The 21,556-nt window shown below is 62.9% G+C and carries 23 protein-coding genes and 1 pseudogene; 6 read left to right on the forward strand and 18 right to left on the reverse strand.

Annotated elements, in window-relative coordinates; all coding sequences use genetic code 11:
* Positions 1-99 precede the first annotated feature (99 nt).
* Both NKJ81_RS05220 and NKJ81_RS05225 read right to left on the reverse strand, forming a co-directional pair.
* Complete coding sequence (locus NKJ81_RS05220; RefSeq protein WP_352539856.1) at positions 100-1,098, reverse strand: ATP-dependent DNA ligase; 999 nt, start codon at positions 1,096-1,098, stop codon at positions 100-102.
* 30 nt (positions 1,099-1,128) lie between these two features.
* Entirely contained in the window at positions 1,129-1,296 is a 168-nt protein-coding gene (locus NKJ81_RS05225) for a hypothetical protein (RefSeq protein WP_352539857.1), read from the reverse strand.
* Between the two features lie 226 nt (positions 1,297-1,522).
* On the opposite strand from NKJ81_RS05225, the gene NKJ81_RS05230 reads away from it, so the two are divergent.
* Together NKJ81_RS05230 and NKJ81_RS05235 are read left to right on the forward strand one after the other, a co-directional pair.
* Positions 1,523-2,227, forward strand: coding sequence for an MgtC/SapB family protein (locus NKJ81_RS05230; protein WP_352473102.1), 705 nt, complete (start codon positions 1,523-1,525; stop codon positions 2,225-2,227).
* A 103-nt stretch (positions 2,228-2,330) separates the two neighbouring features.
* Entirely contained in the window at positions 2,331-3,593 is a 1,263-nt protein-coding gene (locus NKJ81_RS05235; RefSeq protein ID WP_352539858.1) for a DUF763 domain-containing protein, read from the forward strand.
* Between the two features lie 10 nt (positions 3,594-3,603).
* Here NKJ81_RS05235 and NKJ81_RS05240 read toward each other — a convergent pair whose 3' ends face one another.
* The 6 genes from NKJ81_RS05240 to NKJ81_RS05265 form a co-directional block, all read right to left on the reverse strand.
* Entirely contained in the window at positions 3,604-4,047 is a 444-nt protein-coding gene (locus NKJ81_RS05240; RefSeq protein ID WP_023677099.1) for a PPC domain-containing DNA-binding protein, read from the reverse strand.
* Between the two features lie 24 nt (positions 4,048-4,071).
* A complete protein-coding gene (locus NKJ81_RS05245) occupies positions 4,072-4,224 on the reverse strand; it encodes a peptide ABC transporter permease (protein WP_352457805.1) in 153 nt (50 codons plus the stop codon).
* A 201-nt stretch (positions 4,225-4,425) separates the two neighbouring features.
* Positions 4,426-6,141, reverse strand: coding sequence for an HAD family hydrolase (locus NKJ81_RS05250; RefSeq protein WP_352539859.1), 1,716 nt, complete (start codon positions 6,139-6,141; stop codon positions 4,426-4,428).
* Positions 6,142-6,145: 4 nt separating this feature from the next.
* On the reverse strand, positions 6,146-7,117 hold the full coding sequence (locus NKJ81_RS05255) for an SDR family oxidoreductase (protein WP_352539860.1): 972 nt from the start codon (positions 7,115-7,117) through the stop codon (positions 6,146-6,148).
* A gap of 62 nt (positions 7,118-7,179) precedes the next feature.
* Positions 7,180-8,277, reverse strand: coding sequence for an FAD-dependent oxidoreductase (locus tag NKJ81_RS05260; RefSeq protein ID WP_352539861.1), 1,098 nt, complete (start codon positions 8,275-8,277; stop codon positions 7,180-7,182).
* Positions 8,278-8,378: 101 nt separating this feature from the next.
* A complete protein-coding gene (locus NKJ81_RS05265; RefSeq protein WP_352539862.1) occupies positions 8,379-8,549 on the reverse strand; it encodes a hypothetical protein in 171 nt (56 codons plus the stop codon).
* Positions 8,550-8,813: 264 nt separating this feature from the next.
* Here NKJ81_RS05265 and NKJ81_RS05270 point away from each other — a divergent pair.
* Positions 8,814-9,263 (forward strand): annotated as a pseudogene (locus NKJ81_RS05270) (cytochrome c3 family protein); the annotation flags it as partial.
* Positions 9,264-9,322: 59 nt separating this feature from the next.
* On the opposite strand, the gene NKJ81_RS05275 reads toward NKJ81_RS05270, so the two are convergent.
* From NKJ81_RS05275 to NKJ81_RS05285, 3 genes are all read right to left on the reverse strand, one after another.
* Positions 9,323-9,610, reverse strand: coding sequence for a hypothetical protein (locus NKJ81_RS05275; protein ID WP_352449563.1), 288 nt, complete (start codon positions 9,608-9,610; stop codon positions 9,323-9,325).
* Between the two features lie 466 nt (positions 9,611-10,076).
* Positions 10,077-11,477 (reverse strand): phospholipase D family protein, encoded by a 1,401-nt coding sequence (locus tag NKJ81_RS05280; RefSeq protein ID WP_352539864.1) that lies wholly within the window; start codon positions 11,475-11,477, stop codon positions 10,077-10,079.
* Between the two features lie 63 nt (positions 11,478-11,540).
* Positions 11,541-12,356, reverse strand: a complete 816-nt coding sequence (locus NKJ81_RS05285; RefSeq protein ID WP_502904272.1) for an endonuclease/exonuclease/phosphatase family protein — start codon at positions 12,354-12,356, stop codon at positions 11,541-11,543.
* A 182-nt stretch (positions 12,357-12,538) separates the two neighbouring features.
* Here NKJ81_RS05285 and NKJ81_RS05290 point away from each other — a divergent pair, with 182 nt between their 5' ends.
* On the forward strand, positions 12,539-12,949 hold the full coding sequence (locus tag NKJ81_RS05290) for a DUF427 domain-containing protein (protein ID WP_352814075.1): 411 nt from the start codon (positions 12,539-12,541) through the stop codon (positions 12,947-12,949).
* Between the two features lie 31 nt (positions 12,950-12,980).
* Here NKJ81_RS05290 and NKJ81_RS05295 read toward each other — a convergent pair whose 3' ends face one another.
* The 4 genes from NKJ81_RS05295 to ku all read right to left on the reverse strand — a co-directional run bounded on the left by NKJ81_RS05295 (position 12,981) and on the right by ku (position 16,290).
* Positions 12,981-13,397, reverse strand: a complete 417-nt coding sequence (locus NKJ81_RS05295; RefSeq protein ID WP_352539867.1) for an HD domain-containing protein — start codon at positions 13,395-13,397, stop codon at positions 12,981-12,983.
* A gap of 118 nt (positions 13,398-13,515) precedes the next feature.
* Positions 13,516-13,887, reverse strand: a complete 372-nt coding sequence (locus tag NKJ81_RS05300) for an avidin/streptavidin family protein (protein ID WP_352539868.1) — start codon at positions 13,885-13,887, stop codon at positions 13,516-13,518.
* A 75-nt stretch (positions 13,888-13,962) separates the two neighbouring features.
* Positions 13,963-15,306, reverse strand: coding sequence for a PAS domain-containing HWE histidine kinase family protein (locus NKJ81_RS05305; protein ID WP_352540029.1), 1,344 nt, complete (start codon positions 15,304-15,306; stop codon positions 13,963-13,965).
* Between the two features lie 150 nt (positions 15,307-15,456).
* Complete coding sequence (ku, locus tag NKJ81_RS05310) at positions 15,457-16,290, reverse strand: non-homologous end joining protein Ku (protein ID WP_352539869.1); 834 nt, start codon at positions 16,288-16,290, stop codon at positions 15,457-15,459.
* Positions 16,291-16,409: 119 nt separating this feature from the next.
* Here ku and NKJ81_RS05315 point away from each other — a divergent pair, with 119 nt between their 5' ends.
* Positions 16,410-16,874, forward strand: a complete 465-nt coding sequence (locus NKJ81_RS05315) for an NUDIX hydrolase (protein WP_352501155.1) — start codon at positions 16,410-16,412, stop codon at positions 16,872-16,874.
* 54 nt (positions 16,875-16,928) lie between these two features.
* Here NKJ81_RS05315 and NKJ81_RS05320 read toward each other — a convergent pair whose 3' ends face one another.
* A complete protein-coding gene (locus NKJ81_RS05320; protein ID WP_352473056.1) occupies positions 16,929-17,531 on the reverse strand; it encodes an alpha-ketoglutarate-dependent dioxygenase AlkB in 603 nt (200 codons plus the stop codon).
* Positions 17,532-17,642: 111 nt separating this feature from the next.
* Between NKJ81_RS05320 and NKJ81_RS05325 the strand changes: the two genes are divergently transcribed.
* Positions 17,643-17,858 carry a KTSC domain-containing protein gene (locus tag NKJ81_RS05325; RefSeq protein ID WP_352473055.1) on the forward strand — a complete coding sequence of 72 codons (216 nt, stop codon included), beginning with the start codon at positions 17,643-17,645 and terminating at the stop codon, positions 17,856-17,858.
* Positions 17,859-17,874: 16 nt separating this feature from the next.
* On the opposite strand, the gene NKJ81_RS05330 is transcribed toward NKJ81_RS05325, so the two are convergent.
* Both NKJ81_RS05330 and NKJ81_RS05335 read right to left on the reverse strand, forming a co-directional pair.
* Positions 17,875-19,056 (reverse strand): acetate/propionate family kinase, encoded by a 1,182-nt coding sequence (locus NKJ81_RS05330; protein WP_352539870.1) that lies wholly within the window; start codon positions 19,054-19,056, stop codon positions 17,875-17,877.
* Positions 19,056-21,467, reverse strand: a complete 2,412-nt coding sequence (locus NKJ81_RS05335) for a phosphoketolase family protein (protein WP_352539871.1) — start codon at positions 21,465-21,467, stop codon at positions 19,056-19,058. Before NKJ81_RS05335 ends, NKJ81_RS05330 begins: the two co-directional genes overlap by 1 nt.
* Positions 21,468-21,556 lie beyond the last annotated feature (89 nt).

Below are 21,556 nucleotides of genomic sequence, written 5' to 3' on the forward strand. Positions count from 1 at the left end.
GGCTCGGTTGGCCGCGGCGAACCGGTGAAATGATGCATTGGTCCGTCATGAACGGTAGAGCGGGCAGCAAGCGCCTTGAAGCGGTGTCTCGGATCGGACTTACTCGATCTGCTCGAACGTGCATTGCCGCGGCTCCTTGTCCGGCCGCCAGCGCAACAGCTTGGTTCCGTGCCGGAACCGGTCGCCTGTCACATGGTCGAACCGAACCTCGACCACCAGTTCAGGCTTTATCGGTTCCCATTGTCCGCTCCGCTCCGTGCTCCAGCGGCTTGGTCCGCCCGGCGCCTTGCCGGTGAAACCTGGTTTGGCCCGCAGTTTTTCCAGCCGTCTGGTCAGCGCCGCCCTGTCGTCCTTGCCGATAGTCGAGGTGAACCCGACATGGTCCAGCCTGCCTTCGCTATTGTAGAGGCCAAGCAGCAGAGATCCGACTTCGTTGCTGCCGGCGAGATAGCGAAAGCCGCCGACCACGCAATCCGCAGTGCGCAGCCGCTTGACCTTGACCATGGCGCGCTCGCCGGGCCGGTATGGCCCGGCGATCAGTTTTGCAACAACACCGTCGGTCGAGCCGTGGCCGGCGCCCTGCAGCCAGCGCTCGGCGGTGGCGGCGTCGTGCGTATATTTGGACAGGTGCAGTTGGGGCCGTGCCGCCGACGCGACAAAGGCCCCAATCGCCTGCCTCCTGGTGGTGAGAGGCTCTTCGATGATGATCCTGCCGCCGGGCTCGGCCAGCATATCGAACAGGATCAGCATGGCGGGCGTCTCGAGGCTCAACTTGCGGATCCTGCTTTCGGCGGGATGAAGGCGCATTTGCAGGGCCTCGAACGAGGACGATCCGTCGACCTCGATGACAATCTCGCCGTCGGCAACAAACCGTCGCGAGCTCACATCGCGCAGCACCGCGACCAGTTCGGGAAAATAGCGGCCAAGCGGCTTGCCCGATTTTGCACGCAGATCGACGGCATCGTCGCCCTTGAACACGAGGCAGCGAAACCCGTCCCATTTCGGCTCGTATTGCCAAAGCCCGTCGCCGCCAGGGATTGCATCGGCGGCTTTGGCTTCCATCGGACGAAGGTCGAGCGGCAACGGAAATGCGGTCATGGCTGGTCCGCGCCGCCGCTACGGCATTCGCTACCGCCGTCGGCCATTCCTCTGTGCCCCGCTCTGCCGCCTCGGCGCCTTGCGGCCGGTTTGCTCGGGCGAAGGCGACAGCGGATCGACCTCGCCGGACCCACCGATCTCCTTGGTGATGCGATAGGCCAGATAAGCGACGGCTCCAGCAAGCAGCAAGCGGACCATGACTGCAAATCCTTCGTTGGCGTGAACCCACCAACCCGCAGGCCGAAGGTTTTGTTCCGCCGCTGCCAATCGCCGGAGTGAATCGTCGGCGGCGCAACCAAAATCCAGGCGCATCGTTTGTTGCTTATCGACGAAAAGAATTTGCGATGAAGACGCTCTTGCCCTTGTTCGCTTTGACCATGGCGCTATTCCTGGCCAGCAGCGCTTGGCCTGACGGGTGACCGCGATGCTCCTCGTTGTTCCGGTCTGGCAGGACATCGCGGCACGACTGCTTCTGACCGCGCTCGCCGGCCTGTTGATAGGCCTCAACCGCGAGGCGCGCGGGCACGCGGCGGGGCTACGCACCACCGTGCTGGTCGGATTGGCCGCCGCCATCACAATGATCCAGGCCAGTATTCTGCTCGAGACCGTTGGCAAGCACCCGGATTCGTTTGCATCGATGGACGTCTTGCGCTTTCCGCTGGGCGTGTTGACCGGCGTCGGCTTTATCGGCGGTGGCGCCATTCTTCGCCGCGGCAATCTTGTCAGCGGCGTCACCACGGCGGCCACGTTGTGGGTGATGACGGCGATCGGATTGGCTTTCGGTGGTGGCCAATACGGCTTGGGCGCGGCCGGCACGGCGCTGACGCTGGCCACCTTGCTGGTCCTGAAATGGGTGGACCTTCGAATGTCGCGCGAACACCATGCCCAGTTGGCACTGACCTGGAAGGCCGCAGCCCGACAGGAACTCGATACGATGATCGGGCCGCTTGGCTACCGGGCACGCCTCGTCGCGATAGAGAGGCGCCCGGATCTCAAAGACCCTGTTTTCTCGTTCGAGATCAGTTGGAGGCGGCCGGACACTGGGGCACCGCCAATGGATCTGCTGGAATCGGTGGGCGAGCATTGCGAGATCCAGAAGTTTGATCTCCTCAGCGAACCTGCCCGCTAGCTGGCGGCTTGCAACGATCGCGGCATGAATCAGGCCATAGCTTCTCCACACCCCTTTCGATACCTATCTGTCGAGGCAGGACTCAAGGAGCAAGCAAAAGACCGTGGCACAGCGATCGGGAAGTGCTGATCTCCCACTTCACGGCGGGCGCGTACCGAAATGGCTCGGCGACCGCATGACGCGGCTTGGCGCGGTCATGTGCGAGGCGATCATCCACCATTACGGCCGCGATGAATTGCTGCGCCGGCTGGCGCATCCGTTCTGGTTCCAGTCTTTTGGCGCCGTGATGGGGATGGACTGGCATTCCTCCGGCATCACCACCAGCGTCGTCGGAGCGTTGAAGCGCGGTCTGTCGCCGCTCTCCGGCGAACTCGGCATCCACGTTTGCGGCGGCCGCGGCGCGCATTCGCGCAAGACCCCGCACGAGCTTGCCCTGATCGGCGAGCGTGTCGGCCTCGACGGGCAAGGCCTCGCGACTGCGAGCCGGCTTGTCGCCAAGGTGGACAGCGCCGCGGTCCAGGACGGTTTCGATCTCTATCTGCACGGCTTTATCGTCACCGACGACGGCAACTGGGTGGTGGTGCAGCAGGGCATGAACGGCGACAGCAAGGTGGCGCGCCGCTATCACTGGCTGTCCGAAGGCCTGAAGAGCTTTGTCGACCAGCCGCATGCTGCCATCGAGGGCGCCAACCAGGGCGAAATCGTCAACCTGACCGACCGCCGCGCTGAAGCGTCGCGCCAGGGACAACTGGACCTTCTGCACGACCTTGGACCGGATCGCATCGTGAGGGAGCTTGCCGCTTTGGAGCGGGGTTCGGCGCCAGCGCCGGAGCCGGCACAAAAGCTGCTGCCGCATCTGGTGATGCCGGCGCACCACGATGTACGCGAAAGCGATGTCGTCATGCGCCGCCTGCACGGCAACATCGCCGCGGCGGCCGAGCGCGGCCCGACGGATTTCGCCGGGCTTCTCCTGGTGCCCAATGTCGGCGCGCGCACAGTGCGGGCGCTGGCGCTGGTCGCCGAAGTCGTGCATGGCGCGCCGTGCCGATTTTCCGATCCCGGCCGCTTCTCGCTGGCGCATGGCGGCAAGGACAGGCACCCGTTTCCGGTGCCGCTGAAGGTCTATGACGAGACGATCGGCGTGCTGAAGTCGGCTGTCCACAAGGCCAGGCTCGGCCGTGACGAAGAGATCGGCGCGTTGCGGCGGCTGGACGACCAGTCGCGGCAGGTCGAGCGCTATGCCACCGGGCCGAGCCTGAAGGAAATCGTCGCCGGAGAGTTCGAGCAATCGCATCTGCTCGGCGGCAGCAGCGTCTTCGGTTGGGAGGTTGTACCCGAAACGGCCGCAGTCAAATCAACGAAGTGATCGGCTCGGATCAAGCCTCCAAGTCGATCAGGGCGACGCCGAGTTCGGGACGGTGCCTGCGGCGCAGATGGCCAGGCGTCTCCACCAATGTGACCTCAAGCGTCGGCCGCACGATGCCGTCCAGCAGATGACCGCCCCTCGTGGTGCCGTCACTCAATCCAAGGACTGCGTGGACGTGCAGGCTGGGCCTGCCGTCGTCGCCGATGGCAACATCGCCGATCGCGCTCAGCACTTCGCACTGTTCCCGGACGGGGATTTTCCGGTAGGTCCTTTCTCCAGGGTCGAACCAGCCGACGGTTGCACTTTCGAAAGCGCCGAGCGCGGTCAGCGACGCGCCGCCGACGCCACGGTCGACCGCAAATGACGTCAGCTGCGCAAACGCCTCTTCGCCGGGATCAAGCACAACGACGAACGTTCTCTGTCCGGCGCTTTCGGCAACAAGCTGTGATTTCATGATTTCGCTCCAGCCGTCAGGAATTCAAATCCACCACACCAGCAATGCCAGCAAGACGAGACCCACTAGGCCGGCGATGAAAATGATCCGGCGCGCCCGCGTCCGCAGGATGATCTCGCCCTGCCGCGCCTGTTCCGCTGAAAAGACAGGACCATCCTTGTCCCGGTCGTTGCTCATCCATCGTCTCCTTTCGGGCAATTATTCAGCATTGAATAGATCTGGCGCCCGATAGAACACAATCTCGTTTGGCGGATGAGGTTCCACGATGGACCATCGACGGTTGGAACCGACTGGGACTCGGCCATCTGCCGAGGTGGGACGGAGATCGACCACGAGGTGAACCCAGCCGGCTTGGGACCGGCTGGGCGCCGTTTGCATCTATTCCTTCGGCGCGGTCGCGGGCGCGGTATAGCGGCGGCGCACCGCGTCCAGGACGTGGCTGCGGCTCTCCTGCGCCGAAAGTGTGCCGTCTTTCTCCGCTTCGGCGGTTTCGCGCGCCAGTTCCTTGTCCCTGATCTGGTGGCGAAACCATTCGGAATAGTCGCCGGCGCGCAAATGATGTTCCCAGGTCCTGTCGTCGATGCCCTCGGCGATCTGGGCGAAAATCATCAGATTATGGGCGCGGAGGTTCATCGCATTGTCGGGGCCGCGGAAATAGAAGCTGCCCTTCTCGTCCAGCTGGCCCTCGGCATATTTGCGGCTGTGGCGCTTGAGCGACTGTCGCGGTTCGATCGGCTCGACCATGGCAGGTTTCTTGCGCGCCTGCGGCCGCCAGAACAGCACGCGCTCGTCTTTTGGAGAGTTCAGGTTCTTGTCCTTTGGCGGTTCGGTGCCGGTCTCGTGACAGAACGTCTTGATGACCTTTTTCGCCTTGGGGCCGAGTGCGATGACGGCGGTGACCAGCCGCAATGCCTCGGTTGAGATCGCGTCCGGATGAACCGTGATCAGGATCGTGCCCGGCAATTCCATGGCCAGCACCATTGGCGTGTCGTCGCGCCGCTTCGGCAAGAGGTGATGCGCCTCGTCGATGATCAGCCAGTGTGGTCGTGCCGTGCGGAAGCGAACACCGCCAAGGCCCGGCAGCAGGTCGGCAAAGAAGTCCGGCCGCTCGTTAACGCGCAGCGCCAGGCCATTGACGACCAGATTGTTGTCCGGCTTCTCCAGGAGATCGAGCAGTTGCGTCTTCGTCGGCGCGTTCGAGCCGTCGCCCAGCCGGACGGCGCCTTCGAGGCCGTCATAGTCGCCTTCCGGATCGAAGATGCAGAACTGGAACTTTCTCTCGACGAAGCGCTCCGTCAGTGCGGTCGCCAGGGTCGATTTGCCGATGCCGGAGCTGCCGGCGATCAGCACCGTATCGGTTGGCGACAGATACACCTCCTTGCCATCCTCCGAGCCAAGCAGAATGCCGTCGCGGTTCGGCACAAGCTCGCGATCGCGCTCGACCACCTTGGCGATCAGTTCCTCGACGCCTTTTCCGCGCGCGCCGCGTGTCACGAGATCCGCCGTATCCTTGACTGCCGGCAGTGCGTTGTCGACGGCGACGCTGAAGCCGCAGGCGCGCAGGAAGGCGTGGTCGTTTTCGGCGTCGCCGACACCGACGACGTTGTGCGGCGACAATCTGAGGTCCTGAAGCGCAGCTGTCAGCCCGGTCGCCTTGTTGATGCCGCTGGGCAGGATCATCACCGCGCCCTTGTTGAAGATGATTTCCAGCTCCAGCCCCAATTTCTTGATGACCTCGAGCGCGGTAGCCTGATGCGGTTCCCAGGTTGCGATGATCGAGCGTCCGACCGAAAGCGGTTTGACACCGCGTTTCCTGAGTTTGGCGATGAACTCGGGGGCGGGCGGCGGAGATATCGTCCGCCCCTCCTCGCTGGCCGGCGTGTAGATCAGCGCGCCGTTTTCGGCGACCACCTTGTCGAAAATCGCGACTTCGGGAAAGACGCGCTTGAGGTCGGGCAGCTCGCGCCCGGTGACGAGAATGAGTTTGCGGCCGCTCTTCTTGAACCGTTCAAGCGCCGCAAGCGTCTTCTCGGCAACGATCCCTTCATGCGCCAGCGTGCCGTCATAGTCAGTGGCCAGGGCAATGAAATACATGCCGTCAATAGCCGCCCACGATCGGCAATATCTCGCCGGTGATGTAGCTCGAGCAGTGCGGCGAGGCGAGGAACACGTAGGCCGGCGCGATCTCCTCCGGCTGGGCCGGCCGTTTCATCGGCGTGTCAGCGCCAAATTTCGAAACATCGCCGGCTTCCTTGTCCGAGGGGTTGAGCGGCGTCCAAACCGGGCCTGGCGCCACGGCGTTGACCCTTATGCCCTTCTCGACAAGGTTGCCCGAGAGCGCGCGGGTGAAGGCATGAATGCCGCCCTTGGTCATGGAGTAATCGACCAGTTGCTTCGAGCCCTCGATGCCGGTCACTGAACCGGTATTGATGATCGCCGAACCGGGTTTCATGTGCGGCACGGCCTCCTGCGCCATGTGGAAATAGCCGTAGAGGTTGGTCTTCAGCGTCGTGTCGAAATGCTCCTCGGTCAGCTCGCTGAAATCGCTGGAGTGGATCTGGAAAGCGGCGTTGTTGACCAGCACGTCGATCCGCCCAAACTCCTGCACGATCTCAGCCACCGCGTTGTGGCAGTGGTTGCGTGCGCTGACGTCCGCCTTGATCAGGATGCAGCGCCGGCCTTCCGCTTCGACGGCCCTTTTGGTATCTTTGGCGTCCCTATCCTCCGAGAGATAGACGATCGCCACATCGGCGCCTTCACGCGCATAGAGCACGGCCACCGCACGGCCGATGCCTGAATCGCCGCCGGTAATGACGGCCACTTTGCCGTCGAGCTTTTTCGATCCGATATAGTACGGCGCATCGTAAAGCGGCGCCGGCTCGATCGCCCATTCATGCCCCGGCTTCGGCTGGTGCTGCTCGGGGAAGGGCGGCTCGGGATATTTGCGGGCACCGGCCTGCATGGCGCCTTTTTGCCTGCCATTGGATTTGGACTTGTCCTTCTCGTCGATCCGGCGCTGGATGTGCCGTTGCTTGGCGGCCTCGCCGGCGACTTCCGATTTCATCTGCATGGTCATCTCCCTGGCTTGAAACCCAACAACGCATGTCCGGCGAAAAGGTTTATGCGACCACGTCATTCCTTGAGCCCGGCGACACGCTCCAGCAGCGGCCGTTGCAGCAGCGGCAGATGGCCGACGACGCTGAAGGCCGCGTTTCTGACGCCTTGCATGATGCCGTTGTCCGATTGGGCCACCGACAGGATGCGCTCGCTGAGCGTGATCCACCGTTGCCCCACCGGGTGGCGTTCGCTTGTGTAGCCGGCAAGCGTGCCGTCGACGAAACGCCTGGCGAATGACGCGGCGTCCTCGATGCCGAGATTCATGCCGCGCGCCCCCAGCGGCGAATGCACATGCGCGGCATCGCCTCCCAGGAAGACGCATGCGGTTTGATAGCGCGGCGCCTGTCGTACCGGAATATGGAAGCGGTCGGCCCGCAACAACCGCGTGATCCGGTAATTGCCGGGGATGCGCGCCAACGCATCCTCGCTGTTTGAAACCGCGCGATAGCGCTTCTCGCCGATCGGGATGATAAAACCGACGTCGCCGTTCCTGTGAAGAAATGCGTGGGCGGCCATCGGCTCATAGGGCCAATCGTCGATGTCGGCGTCGGCAATGCTCCATCGCCGCCGATGCGTGTAGCCATCGAAGCCGATGCCGATGGCATCACGCACCGTGCTTTGCGCACCGTCGGCTCCGAAGACAAGGTCGAAACTTGCCTCGTCACGGCCGTCTGGCGCCTCGATCCGCACCTCGGCCCGGCCTTTGTGCTCGGCCATCCTGACAAATGTGCTTCGCCATTCGACGTCGACGCCGAATCCCTTGAGCGTGTCGGTCATCAGCGATTCGGTGTCGCGCTGCGGCAATGACAGCAGAAAATTATGGCGGTGCGGCAGGATCGAGAAATCGATCTCGCCGAGTGCTCGTCCTTCGAAGTAGAAACGGGCTCGACGAATTTTCAATCCCTCGGCGAGCAACCGGGCAGCGACTTTGGACGGTTCAAGGACGTCCAGGCTATGCGAACTGATGCCGACCGCCTTGGCGAGCGGCGTAGGGCCTTCCTTGCGGTCGATGACGCGAGGTGCAATGCCGCGCCTTGCCAGTTCGACTGCCGCCGTCAGCCCGGTCGGGCCGGCGCCGACGATCAGGATGGAAGCGTCCCGCGAAGCCGTCATCGTCGGGCGTCAGCTTTTTGGCAGTGCGTAGGCAATGATGGCGTCGCCGATCCTGGTCTCCATAAAATGGTGGCTGCCGGGTGCAAGGGTCGCCAGCCAGGTCAGGACGTAAGCCATACACCGGCGGCATTGCCGGCAAGCAGCAGGCTGCCGGCGGCCAGCAGGGCGATCCCGGCGGGCAGATAGTACCAGGATCCGCCCAGCGCGATCAGCCAGGCACCACCCCCTCCGATCAGCAGGCCGAGGATCGTCAGCAGCGCGCCGACGAACATCGTCCACCAGAAGGCAACGCCGGACCGGCGAATGGGATGGGGTGGGGGATGGTCATGATCATGATGCTTATCCGGGTGAAACAGAACGTGACCTCATCCGAACGTATGGAGGGTTCGATGGTTTCCGATCAGCCCGACCAGATGGGCCAGGGCGGGGTAACCATTCTGTGATCTCCGCTGCCCCAGCCGGAACTTACCCACGCAGCCGCAGTTAGGGGTTTTGGGGGGTGAATACGGTTTGCTGGATGCGAAATCGGCGAGGGAATGCCGCAGGTCTTTTCAAGGAGCGCCAACGGCATTTCACGCTTCGCTCTGTGGGGCGCGTGTTTCATGGCGATCTTTGCGGCTCTCGGCGGTACCGCCGTCCTGCGTTCGGACTTCCTCACCGGCGTTGGCCGGCCGTTGGCGCAACCAGTGCCGTTCAGCCACAGGCACCATGTCGGCGAGCTCGGCCTCGACTGCCGTTATTGCCATAGCGGCGTCGAGACTGCGTCATCGGCGGGTCTGCCGGCGACCGAGGTGTGCATGACCTGCCATTCGCAGCTGTTCACCAACGCGGACATGCTGGCGCCGATACGGGCAAGCCTTGCTTCCGGGCAGCCATTGCAGTGGCAGCGGGTGAACAGTGTCCCCGACTTCGTCTATTTCAATCATTCGATCCATATCGCTAAAGGCGTCGCCTGCGAGACGTGCCATGGCGAGGTCGACGACATGATCGGACAATAGGCCGAAGCGGCGCACCTCGTGATGCCTTGCCTGCGCTCGGACCGGCCTCATACGGCCCGCTTTTGCCCGGCCGCCAGCGTAGAAATCTTTTGGCCGTGGCCGTTGAGTTGCCGGGCCTCGTCCTCGGCTGCGTCTTCAAGCTTGGCGACGAGCAGGTCCTTGAGGTCGCCGACCTCTTCCTCGATGTCTTCGATGGGTACGCCGGCATCGGCAGCCTCTTCCTTGCATTCCCTGGCGAGGATTTCCGCCTCCCTTTCAAGCTTGATCGGAGGCGGCGGCACATGAACGTTTTCGTGGATCCAGTCCTGCAAGAATTCTATCGCACTATCACTCATGGCGCTCACCTATAGCGGCAACCTGTAGTGCACATTAACGTACGTGCTGCAAAATGGATGCTTGGCAACGCCGGATTTCGAATAGCGATACTTGACGATAGCGTGATCGCAGTAGGGGATAGAGCTTCTGCAGCCAAATGGATTATCGGCGTCGCGGAAATGCGGCTAGCCAGACAGTCGGAGCGGGATCATTCTGCCCTTAGGACGTATTGCGCCGCCGCGCCGGTGCTGCTCGATTAGGATCGCCTGACGGCCGAACAGCGTCATCCGCAGCAGCCGGTCGTGCCGGCCACTCGGCGGCGCGGTCGGCGCGCATTTTGCGTTTATGCGCCATCCAGAACGGCAAGAGCTCAGCAAGAAAACTGTATATCGTGGTCTTCATCGGCATGCTCCGGACACGGGTTACAACTCGTGATCCCCGAGTTCCGTTCCGACAAAGAGTTCCGTTCCGACAAATCCGTCGCTTCTACAATTGCGATTCGATCGGCAGGCACCCGACCAGCGCTGCAACGATGCGCCGATAGAGACTGGCCTCCGGTTCACGCGAATATTGCCGCATCTCGCCATCCGCCATGCCGAGCCACCGCAAGGCGCCTTTGTCCAGGACCAGCTGATAGCTCGTCTGCGGTGACTTTTCGTGCTCGAACAGCCGGCGCAACTCCATCACCAGATTGGTATCATGGAAAAGCACGCCCATTTCCGCATTCAACGACACCGAACGCGGATCGAAATTGAAGGAGCCGACAAACCCGAGCGTATCGTCGACCGTGAAGGCCTTGGTGTGGAGGCTGGCTCCCTTTGAACCGAAAACGGAAATGTTGGCCTGGCGGTCGAAGGGCTGCAATTCGAAAAGCTGGATACCTTTTTTAAGCAGCTTGCGGCGGCATTTGGCATAGGCGCCGTGCACGGCGGCGACGTCCGTCGCGGCGAGCGAGTTGGTCAGGATTGCAACCTTGACGCCACGATCCACCAGCTTCGACAGGATGGCCAACCCGGTGCGGCTGGGGATGAAATAGGGCGAGATAATTTCGAGGCGCTGCCTGGTCGCCGCGATAGCGGGAAGCAGCTCTTTGGTCAGCCAGTTCCTGCGCCGCTTGCCGCGCACCTTTTCCGGCGGATCGGAAATGACGCGAACGCCTTTCGTCCAGCAGACGTCGCTCTGCGCTGCAATGAACTCCGTGATCGTGCGCCAGGCACTGAGGCTGTTCAAAAGCTGGCCGTCTGCGGTCGCATCGAGATTGTCGAGGAAATCGGCGCGCGAGCCCACCGCAGCCGGGTTGAGCAGCTGGATCGGCTTTGCCGCCTCGCAATTCCAGAACGCCTCGAATATCTGCATCGTCTGCCCTACGGCAGGACCGAGAAGCAACAGGTCGAGATCGCGAAAATTCGTCTCCGCAGCGTCGAAATAGGCATCGCCGATATTTCTTCCGCCGACGATGGCCAAGCCCTCATCGGCGATCCAGGCCTTGTTGTGCATGCGGCGGGTCATCGCAAACAGCCGGGCGACCATCTCCAGCGAGCGAAAGATGCTGCCGTTCCTCATGCCGCTGGGGTTGAACAGCCTCAGCTCGATGTTCTTGTAGCTGTTGAGCGCCAGGTAAGCAGCGTCGCTGTTGCGCGGATTGATATCGTCCAGCAGCATGCGGACGCGGACACCGCGCTCCGCCGCCTTGACGACCTCCTGCATCAGCAGCCGGCCGCTATGGTCGTCGTGCCAGAGATAGTACATCAGGTCGAGGCTGCTTGTGGCACTGCGCGCAGCAAGGATTCGCGCGGCAAACGCGTCATAATTGTCGGCGATCAGCAGCAGCCCGCTATTGCCGGCAGCGATCTTGTCCCGGGCAAACCGCGAGATGGCTGTATCCATGAAGTGCACCGATAAACATCAGCGAAGCAAACCGTCTGAAATCTGACTAACAACCCTTCAGGTTCATTCTGGTTGCAGCCGCGGCTGCCGTATCGCGTCCAGGTTCAGCCGGGCCTTGATCGGCAGATGATCGGAAGCCCGCTGCGCCAGCGGCGTCTTGTGCACCTCGATGCTGGAAATCAGGTGCGGCGGCCTGGCCAGGATGCGGTCGAGCGCAAACAGCGGAAAGCGCGACGGAAAGCTCGGCAGAACCGCATCGATCGGACCGAAATGCGGCAGCAGGGCCAGCAGCGAAGACCTGTTGCGGACGCGCCATTCGTTGAGGTCGCCGAGCAGGATTGTTGGCCGCAGAACCGGGTGCGTGGCTTCGACAAGTGCGTTGACCTGCTGCGAGCGCGAGCGCCGCAGCAAGCCGAAATGCGCGGCTATGATCCTGAGCGAGACGCCCTTCAGCTCCAGGTCCGCGATGACCGCGCCGCGCGGCTCGAGGCCGGGCAGCCGGATCTGGTTCACGCTTTCGACCACGCCGCGCCGCGCCAGGATCAGATTTCCGTGCCAGCCATGGCTGCGGCGGTTTTCCGGGACATGGGTGGGGACGAGGTCGCTGTCCCGCTCGAGCGCCGCGAGATCCAGCAATCCCTGCCTGCTTCCGGTTCTTTCGTCGGCCTCCTGCAAAGCAATGATGTCGGCGTCGAGTTCCTTGACCACGGCCGCGACCCGCTCCGGATCGAACCTGCCATCGGTGCCGACGCATTTGTGCACGTTGTAGGATGCGACCGTGGTGCACGAAATTTCATTGCCGGGTGCCGTAAACCGCGGCACTTCCCTTCGCAGCGCAGCGCCAAGCGACCTTGGAAGGGTAGGCGATCGATCCAGCATGTTATCCATTTGCTGTTGAGTCGGTGAGTGGCGGCCATTGCGATTATGGCGCGTGCGGAGGTCTGAAACAACGACGACCTTGCAGAACCGTTCCACCATCCGGGCTCGGCGCGCCGGCGGTCTGGAACCCTGACGGGCAACAACACGTTTCGGAAAGGCAGCGCAGTCAACGGAGAAGTCGAATGCAGTCCTTAGCCGCAGATTCCGCCCCCCGCCCAGGCCCGCTCAGGATTGTCCCGTTCGATGGAACCGTGACCGTCCGGTTCTCCGATGCCATTATTGCGTCGAGCGAGCGGGCAAAGGTGCTCTATGAAGACGGCCATGATCCTGTTTTCTACATACCCTTCGAGGACATCTATTTCGACCTTCTGGAGAAGACGAACACGACGAGCCACAGCCCGCTGAAGGGCACGGCAAGCTATTGGCGGGTTCATGCGGTCGGTTCGTCGGCAGAAGACTTCATGTGGGCCTACGAGACGCCCGACACCCCGGCATTGGCGATCGCCCGCCACGGTGCGTTCGATCCCGGCAGGGCGCGGATCGAGGCCGATCCCGCGGAAGACAAGCGGCACACACCGCACGTCACCGAGTAGACCCACATCGGCGACAGCCGCCAGCGGTCCGTCAGCTCGCGAACTCTTCTCTGAGGATGCGCAGGCCGTCTTCGTATTTCGCCGTCGAGGCCCCGATCTGCCGTGCCTGCCATAGATTGTCGGCAAGATCGGCGCGCTTGACAGGCAACGCCAGCGGGTTGGCCGCAGCCCTGCGAACGAACGCGGCATCGTCCTCGTTCGGCAGCCGCGTCATGGCGTCGACGGCAGACACGATGGACGGCCCGAACCCGGCCGCCTCAAGCCGGTCGCGGTTCCAGCCGTCGCCTTTTTCGATGACGTCGTGAAGATAGGCGATAGCTTTCTGGTCGAGCGTTTCGACGGCATCGACGAGCCGGCGGCAATGTTCGATATATGGCCGCCCTGTCTTGTCCGCCTGCCCGGCATGAGCCTGTTCGGCGATTTTCGCTGCGCGATAAAGCACGCTCATTGGGTCGACCCCGTAACGAACAGAGCATGTCCTGGCGCACCAACGCGCCATCGTCGGTGCGAGTTCCTACGCGCCGCGGCACCCTGCTGCCTCACTTGCGAGCGGCGGGCGCGACGCGTCAGGACACGCGTTCAAAACTGTCGAGGCTGGTTCCAAAGGCGCGCCAGGCGGGCAGTTTCCTGGCTCGGGCCGGGGCACCTTCCTTTTCCGCCGACAAAGCGGCATCCGCAACGGTGTGCCACAGCATCTCCAGCTTCCCATCCCTGAGAATGCCGGTATAGCTCACCGCTGCGGCTCCGACCCGCCCTTCGGCCGCGCAAGTGAAGCCGATGACATCTCCATGGCAGGCTCCGAACAGCGGCACGGTCATGCCGAAAAAGGCGCTGTCCTCCAGCGCCGTCCTGAAGGTTCCGCTGATCCGTCCGCCCTCTTCGCTGGTCAGTTCGACCACCGACCCGTACTGGTTTTGCCAGATGCCCAGCCAACTCATCGCTGCTCCTCCTGATTGCCTCCATGGGGATTGTGCTGCCACACGGCCGCCAAGCCGCGGCCGGTGTAGCGGCCTTCAATCAGCCGCGATGCCAGCCATCGACATCTGAACGAAGCGCAGCGGCGCTTCCAGCGTCCAGGTGATGCCGTGCCTGGCGAATTCCAGGCGGCCGGTGCCACTGAGCGCCTGCGGCGTGACGCGTTTGAGCACAACCGTTCCGAACCCGCGTCGCGTGTTTTCATCCACCAATGGCCCGTCCAGTTCCCGCCAGACAAAGCGGAAGCCATCGCTGCCGTCGGCGGCTGGCGTCACGGTCCATTCGACCTCGACCCGTCCGTCATGGTGCGACAGCGCTCCGTGCTTTACCGAATTCGTGGCCAGCTCGTGAAAGGCAATGCCGAGATATTGCACCGCGTTCGGCTGCAGCATGATCATCGGCCCGCTCATCGACAGACGGGCCTGTGTCGCGAAGGCCTTGGTCTGGGCATGGATCAATTCGCCGATAGTCGCCCCACGCCATTCGGCATCGACCAGCAGATCGTGCGATTCCGATAGCGCCATGATGCGTTCCCGGACCTGTGAAAGGAAAGCCTCTGGCGTCCCCGCCAGCTTGCTGGTCTCGCGGATCATCGAGACGATCACCGAATATTGGTTTTTGACGCGGTGGTTCACTTCGCGCATGAGTGTGCGGATGCGCCGTTCGCTCTCCTTGTGCGGGCTGATGTCGCGCGCGATCTTGGAGGCGCCGATGATACGCCCGATGCCGTCGCGTATCGGCGAGATGGTGAGCGAAACCGGAACCAGGGTGCCGTCCTTGCGCTGCCGGATAGTCTCGTATGAAGGAATCCGTTCGCCGGCGCGAATGCGGCTGATGATCATGGCTTCCTCATCCAGGTGGTCGGGCGGGATGAGGATCGTCACCGGGCGCCCGATCGCCTCGGCGGGCGTATAGCCGAACAGGCGTTGTGCCGCGTCGTTCCAGCTGGTGATAATGCCGTTCAGGTCTTTGGACACGATGGCGTCCATCGAGGATTCGACGATGGCGGCGAGCCTTATGCCGGCGTCGTCGGCCAGCGTCTGCACGCGCAGGTCGAGCAGGGTGTTGATGGCGCCGACAACCTCGCCGGCTTCATTGCGAAGCAGGACCGGATGCGCACTGAACGGGATGAGTTGGCCGTCCGGCCGCTCGGCGATGGCTCGGCCCCCACGAACGTCCCGCTCCTCGAGCAAGGCAACGGCCATTGGACACTCGTCATGCGCCATCGGTCGCCCGTCGAGGTGGCGAAGTTTCCATGACCCGCACCAGCGATCCTGGCCGATAACCGGACGATATCCCCAGAGATCGGCAGCGGCTTCGTTGAAGAAGGTGATGTAGCCCTGTCTGTCGGTGGTGTAGACAGCCACAGGCAACGCCTGCATCAGATCGGCGGAAGAAACTTGCGGGATTCCGCCAGTCCTTAGTTCAACGACGTCCACCAGTCCCCCGCTCCGCTTGGATTGCCGACGGATTGCTACGTCATCTAAATGCGCGCGAGTGTTTTCGGTTCCGTTCGATCTGCTTTCGGACATTCAGGCCGATTTGCGTTTCGCCGCCGCCCTCGGACTTTTGTTCGGAGCCTTGCCGCCCTCCTGCGCCAGGCTCTTGCGCAGAACATCGGCGAGATTGACGACGTTCGTCCTCGGCTCGGGTGCCGGCTTGGGCGGTTTCTTGCCCTTGCGCTTGGCGTCGATCATCGCAACCAGCGCCTGTTCATAAGTGTCTTCGAACTTCGACGGGTCGAATTTGGCCGGCTTCTTGTCGATCAGCAGTTGCGCGATTTCCAGCATCTCGGGATCGACCTTGCGAGCCTTCAGCCCTTCGAACACCGCGTCCGCCGCGACCACTTCATTGTGGTTGCGTAGTTCCGTCATTACCATGCCCTTGCCAAGCGGCTGGATCAGCACCTCTCGGCCACGCTGGTACAGCACGACGCAGGAGCGGGCTGCCACTTTCTTCCTGGCCATGGCGTCCCGGATCACCGCGAAAGCCTCCGTGGAGGGCGCGTCGGCCGGAACCAGATAATAGGGTTTTTCGAGGTAGCGTGCGTCGATTTCGGCGGCGGGCACGAACTCGCCGATCTCGAGCGTATGCTGCGATACCATCTTCAGTTTCTTGATTTCGTCCGGCTCTATATGGATGAACTCGCCCTTTTCGACCTCATAGCCTTTTACCTGCTCCGCCGCCTCGACCGTGTCGCCGGTCTCCTCGTCGATATAAGCGCTCTTGACCGGGAGACCGTCCTTGCGGTTCAGGATCCTGAAATGCACTTTCTCGGCCTCGCTGACGGCGCCGATGATCTTGACGCCACAGGAAACCGATCCGACTTTCATAAAGCCCTTCCAGGCAGCTCGCGGCGTCGCCATGTCGATCACTCATTTGTCGAACGGACGGAACGGCTGCGAGCCGAAATCGTTCCGCCATGGCAGGCTGTTCCATATGCCGGCCCGGACGTTCGTTTCAGTTTCGTCAGGGGAATAGCGGGATGGCCCAACGCAGCGCAGGATTGCTCATCTTTCGCCGAAGGGAAGGACATCTCCAGGTCTTGCTGGTGCATCCGGGCGGACCATTCTGGGCGAAGAAGGACGACGGCGCATGGTCGATCCCGAAGGGCTTGGTCGACGAGAACGAGGACGACCTGGCGGCAGCAAAACGCGAGGCCGAAGAGGAGCTAGGCGTCGCCATCGATGGCGTTTTCGAACACCTTGGCAGCTACAGGCAGCCGGGCGGCAAGCTCGTCATCGCATGGTGCGTCGAGGCGGATTTCGACAGCGACGCCATCAACAGCAACACCTTCGTCATGGAATGGCCGCCAAGGTCCGGCTCGATGAAGGAATTTGCCGAAGTCGACAGAGCGGGCTGGTTCTCCCTGCCTGAAGCCAACCTCAAGATCCTGAAAGGCCAGCGCGCCATGCTGGCGGAGTTTGCCGGTCGGCATGGCGACGGATGAATTTGTTTCAGCCCAGTTCTTAAGGGCAGTGCTCGGGCTTGCTCCCGCTCTGCTTTAAGCGCGTTGCGGCCGCAGCGTGCGCAACGTGATCGAATAGCGGTGCTCGGCAACCGGCGGAATGCTGTGCTCCCATTCGTTGCGCGCAGCACCCGTCATCAGATAGGCCGATCTTGGATCGACGGTGACCGTCTTGCGGTCCCATCGCGTGCCGTTTTTCCGGCGCAGGCGGAAGCTGCAGGCGGCCAGCAGCGAAACGCCGGCGACCGCCTCGAAATGAGGCTTGTCGCGGTGCCAGCCGATACCGGCGCCCGGCCGGTACTCGTTGATCAGCACCTGCACGAAGGTTTCGGCGGGCAAGCGGGCAAAGGCTGCAACCTTTTCCCTGAGCGGCAGCAGAAAGCCGGGTATCGGCGGTGCCTCGACGACTTCGCCCCGGTCGTAATCATAACGCTGCCCAAAACCGACCACCCGCCGGTTTGCCAGATGGCCATAGAAGTCGAAGGGCTGAAAAGGCAGGGTTGCGAGCTGGCTCGCCAACGCTGCCTCCTCGTCCGGCGTGATCAGTTCGGGCTGGTAGCGGAATCCTTCCGGCAGGTCGTCGGCGGCGGCAAAGAGATCGCCCTGGCGGGCTGCAGCCGATGTCTTGAGCGGTGGCATCAACCGTATTTGGTGAAGCCGGCCCGTAGCGGCAAGGCTACTTCGGCAGGAAGGAACCTCGCTCTCCGTGCAGGGTTATTCACACGACGGCGTGGATTGGACCTGTTGAGAATGCCTTCAACTGCGATCAGAAGCATCGATTACCAGCCGGCGACGAGGGTACTCTCCGTATGGTTCGTCCCGAGCGGAAACCGCTATGATTACGAGGACGTGCCGCCGCAGGTCCACGCGGCATTCCGCAAAGCCTCGTCGAAGGGCCGGTTCTTCAACGCGCATATTCGCGACCGGTACAAATACCATCTGGTCGAGCAGAGCCATTCGAGCTGAGCCGAGGCCATCCGCCTCAGCCGGGCCCCTCCATCACCTTGCGCGTGTGGCGGGCGATCACACCTTCCTCGTCGGTCGCGACGATGCGGACTTCCACTTTGCTCTCCGCCTGGCTCATCAGCGCGGCATGAGAGCTGTTGGCGGCCTCGTCGATCGCCACGCCGAGCCAGTCAAGCCTGTCGCAAATCGCTTTACGGGCCGTGGCCGAGTGCTCGCCGATGCCGCCGGTGAACACCAGGCATTCCAGCCCGCCCAGCGTGTTGGCGAGGGCGGCAACTTCCCTGGCGGCGCGGAAGGCGAAAAGCTCCACCGCTTCGCGGGCCCGGCGGTCGTCGCTGGCCTCCAGCGTGCGCATGTCGCCGGAAATGCCGGACACGCCGAGCAGGCCGGATTCCTCGTAGAGCATGTCTTGCAGCGCCTCTCCGGAAACGCCTCTTTCCAGCAGCAGGTACAAAAGCACGCCCGGATCGATGGCGCCGCAGCGTGTGCCCATGACCAGGCCATCAAGCGCCGAAAAGCCCATCGTCGTATCGACGCTTCGCCCGTCGCGCATGGCGCACAGGCTCGCCCCGTTGCCGAGATGGGCGACGATGGTTCTTTTCGCCGCCAGATCGGGCGATATCTGCTTGAGCCGGCCGGCAACATATTCGTAGGAAAGCCCGTGAAAGCCGTAGCGGTGGATGCCGTCCGCCTCGTAGCGGCGCGGCAGCGCAAAACGGCTGACCAGAGGCTCGATGGTCCGATGGAAGGCCGTGTCGAAGCATCCGACCTGCGGCAGGTCGGGCCGCAGCGCGGCAAGCGCCCCGATTGGTGCGAGGCTGCGTGGCTGGTGCAATGGCGCAAGCGGGGTCAGCCTGTCGAGAGCCTCGATAACTGTCGGCGTCAGGCGGACAGGTTCGACGAACTCGCGTCCGCCATGGACGATGCGATGGCCGGCGGCGATCAACTTCCTTCCGCCAAGTTCGTTCTCGATCCACTGCAGCATCTGGCCGAGGCCCATGTCGCGTGATGCGTCCGCGGTAAGTGGCCGATCGCACTGCAGCTCCCCATCGGCGGCTTTCGCGGTCAGCCTTGGCGCATCGCCCAGATCCAGCGAACCGCGCGAGGCAAGATCCGGCTCGGCGGACGCTGCAAGGTCGTAAAGTCCGAACTTGATGCTGGACGAGCCGGCATTCAACGCAAGGATCGATCGTCGCATCAATCGCCGGCCCTCGTCGCGCCGTCCTGCGGCCAGGACCATTTCTGGATCTCGGGCATGTCCTCGCCATGTTCGCGGACATAGGCCGTATGCTCAGCCAATTTCCCATGCAGCGCCGCGGCAAGCTCCTTCGCCCGCTCGGCCAGCCCCGGCACGCGCGCGATCGCAGCGAGCGCCAGATGATAGCGGTCGAGCTGGTTGAGTACGACCATGTCGAACGGCGTCGTCGTCGTGCCTTCCTCGCGAAAGCCGTGCACATGCATGTTGTCGTGATTGGCGCGCCGGTAGGTCAGACGGTGAATGAGATAGGGGTAGCCGTGATAGGCGAAGATGACCGGCTTGGCCCTGGTGAACAGTGCGTCGAATCTGTCGTCGGCAAAGCCATGCGGATGCTCGGAATTCGACTGCAAGATCATCAGGTCGACGACATTGACGACGCGGATCTTCAGGTCCGGAATGCCCGAGCGCAGGATGTCGGCTGCGGCAAGCGCCTCCAGTGTCGGCACGTCGCCGGCGCAAGCCAGGACCACATCCGGTTCTTCGCCCTTGGCAACCGTCCCGGCCCATTCCCAGATGCCGGCGCCGGCCTGGCAGTGCGCTTCCGCGTCCTCGGCCGACAGCCATTGCGGCGCCGGCTGCTTGCCGGCGACGATGACGTTGATGCGGTTGTAGGTTTTCAGGCAATGGTCGGTGATCCACAGCAGCGTGTTGGCGTCGGGCGGGAAATAGAGCCTGACCGTGTCGGCCTTCTTGTTGGCGACGAAATCGGCAAAGCCCGGGTCCTGATGGCTGAAGCCGTTATGATCCTGCCGCCAGACATGCGAGGTCAGCAGGTAGTTGAGTGAGGCGATCGGCTTGCGCCAGGCAAGCTCGCCGGAGGTCTTCAGCCATTTGGCATGTTGGTTGACCATGGAATCGACGATGTGGACGAACGCCTCATAGCACGAGAACAGGCCATGGCGGCCGGTCAGCAGATAGCCCTCCAGCCAGCCTTGGCAAAGATGCTCGCTGAGCACTTCCATGACGCGACCGTCACGGGAAAGATGGACGTCGTAGGGCTCGATCCGCTCCATCCAGACCCGGTCCGTAACCTCGAACACGTCGTCGAGGCGGTTGGAGGACGTCTCGTCCGGTCCCATCAGCCGGAAATTCCTGGCATCGGCGTTCAAGCGGATCACGTCGCGAAGATAGCTTCCCACGGTCCGCGTCGCCTCTCCGACAGCGCCGCCGGGACGCTGTACGTCGAGCGCCAGGCCTCTCCACTCGGGCAGCACCAGGTCCTGTTTCAGCAGGCCGCCATTGGCGTAGGGGATTGCGCCCATTCGTCTTGGTCCTGTTGGCGCTAGCGCCGCGAGCTCCGCCAGGAGATGGCCGCCTTTGTCGAACAGTTTTTCCGGCTCGTAACTGCGCATCCAGTCTTCCAGGATCTGGCGGTGCGCCGCATCGCCGCGTGCATTCGACACCGGCACTTGGTGCGAACGCCAGAAATCCTCGACTCGTCTGCCGTCGACCTCTTTCGGCCCGGTCCAGCCCTTTGGGCTGCGCAGCACGATCATCGGCCACAGCGGCCGGTCTCCCTTCCAGCCCGCGGCTCGTGCCGGCTCCTGGATGGAGTGGACCCGGTCGAGCACCGTATCGAGCGTGCGGGCCATCTCGCGATGCATCGCGGCAGGTTCATGACCTTCGACAAAAAAGGTTTCGTAGCCATAGCCGAGGAACAGGCTGCGCAACGCCTCGTCTTCCATGCGGCCGAGGATCGTCGGGTTGGCGATCTTGTAGCCGTTGAGATGCAGGATCGGCAGGACGGCACCATCGGATGCCGGGTTCAGGAACTTGTTGGAATGCCAGGCCGCGGCGAGCGGGCCGGTCTCGGCTTCGCCGTCGCCGACGACGCAGGCAACGACAAGGTTTGGATTGTCGAAGGCGGCGCCGAAGGCATGGACCAGCGCATAGCCGAGTTCTCCGCCTTCGTGGATCGAGCCGGGCGTCTCCGGAGCGGCGTGGCTCGGCACTCCGCCGGGAAACGAGAACTGCCGGAACAGCTTTCGCAGGCCGTCTTCGTCCCCGCCGACCTCGGGATAGATTTCGCTGTAGGTGCCCTCGAGCCAGGTGTTCGCGACCATTGCCGGGCCGCCGTGACCCGGACCGCAGATGAACAGGACATCGAGACCACGTTCACGGATGATCCGGTTCAGATGCACATAGATGAAATTGAGGCCGGGCGTCGTGCCCCAATGGCCGAGCAGCCGCGGCTTGATGTGCTCGGGCCGCAAGGGCTCGCGCAAGAGCGGATTGTCGAGCAGATAGATCTGGCCAACCGAGATGTAGTTCGCGGCGCGCCAGTAGCGGTCCATCAGATCGATCTGGTCAAGGCCGGTTGTATGCGCAGCGGTGCGGGCCTCGTCGTTCATGGAAATGCCTCCGGAATACCCTCGTCCGTCGTTATCTGGAGTGGCGTCGCGTCGGAGAAAGGATTTGCCTCGAAATAAGTTTGGGCGGC

Source organism: Mesorhizobium sp. M0018 (assembly GCF_040323955.1).
GTDB lineage: Bacteria > Pseudomonadota > Alphaproteobacteria > Rhizobiales > Rhizobiaceae > Mesorhizobium.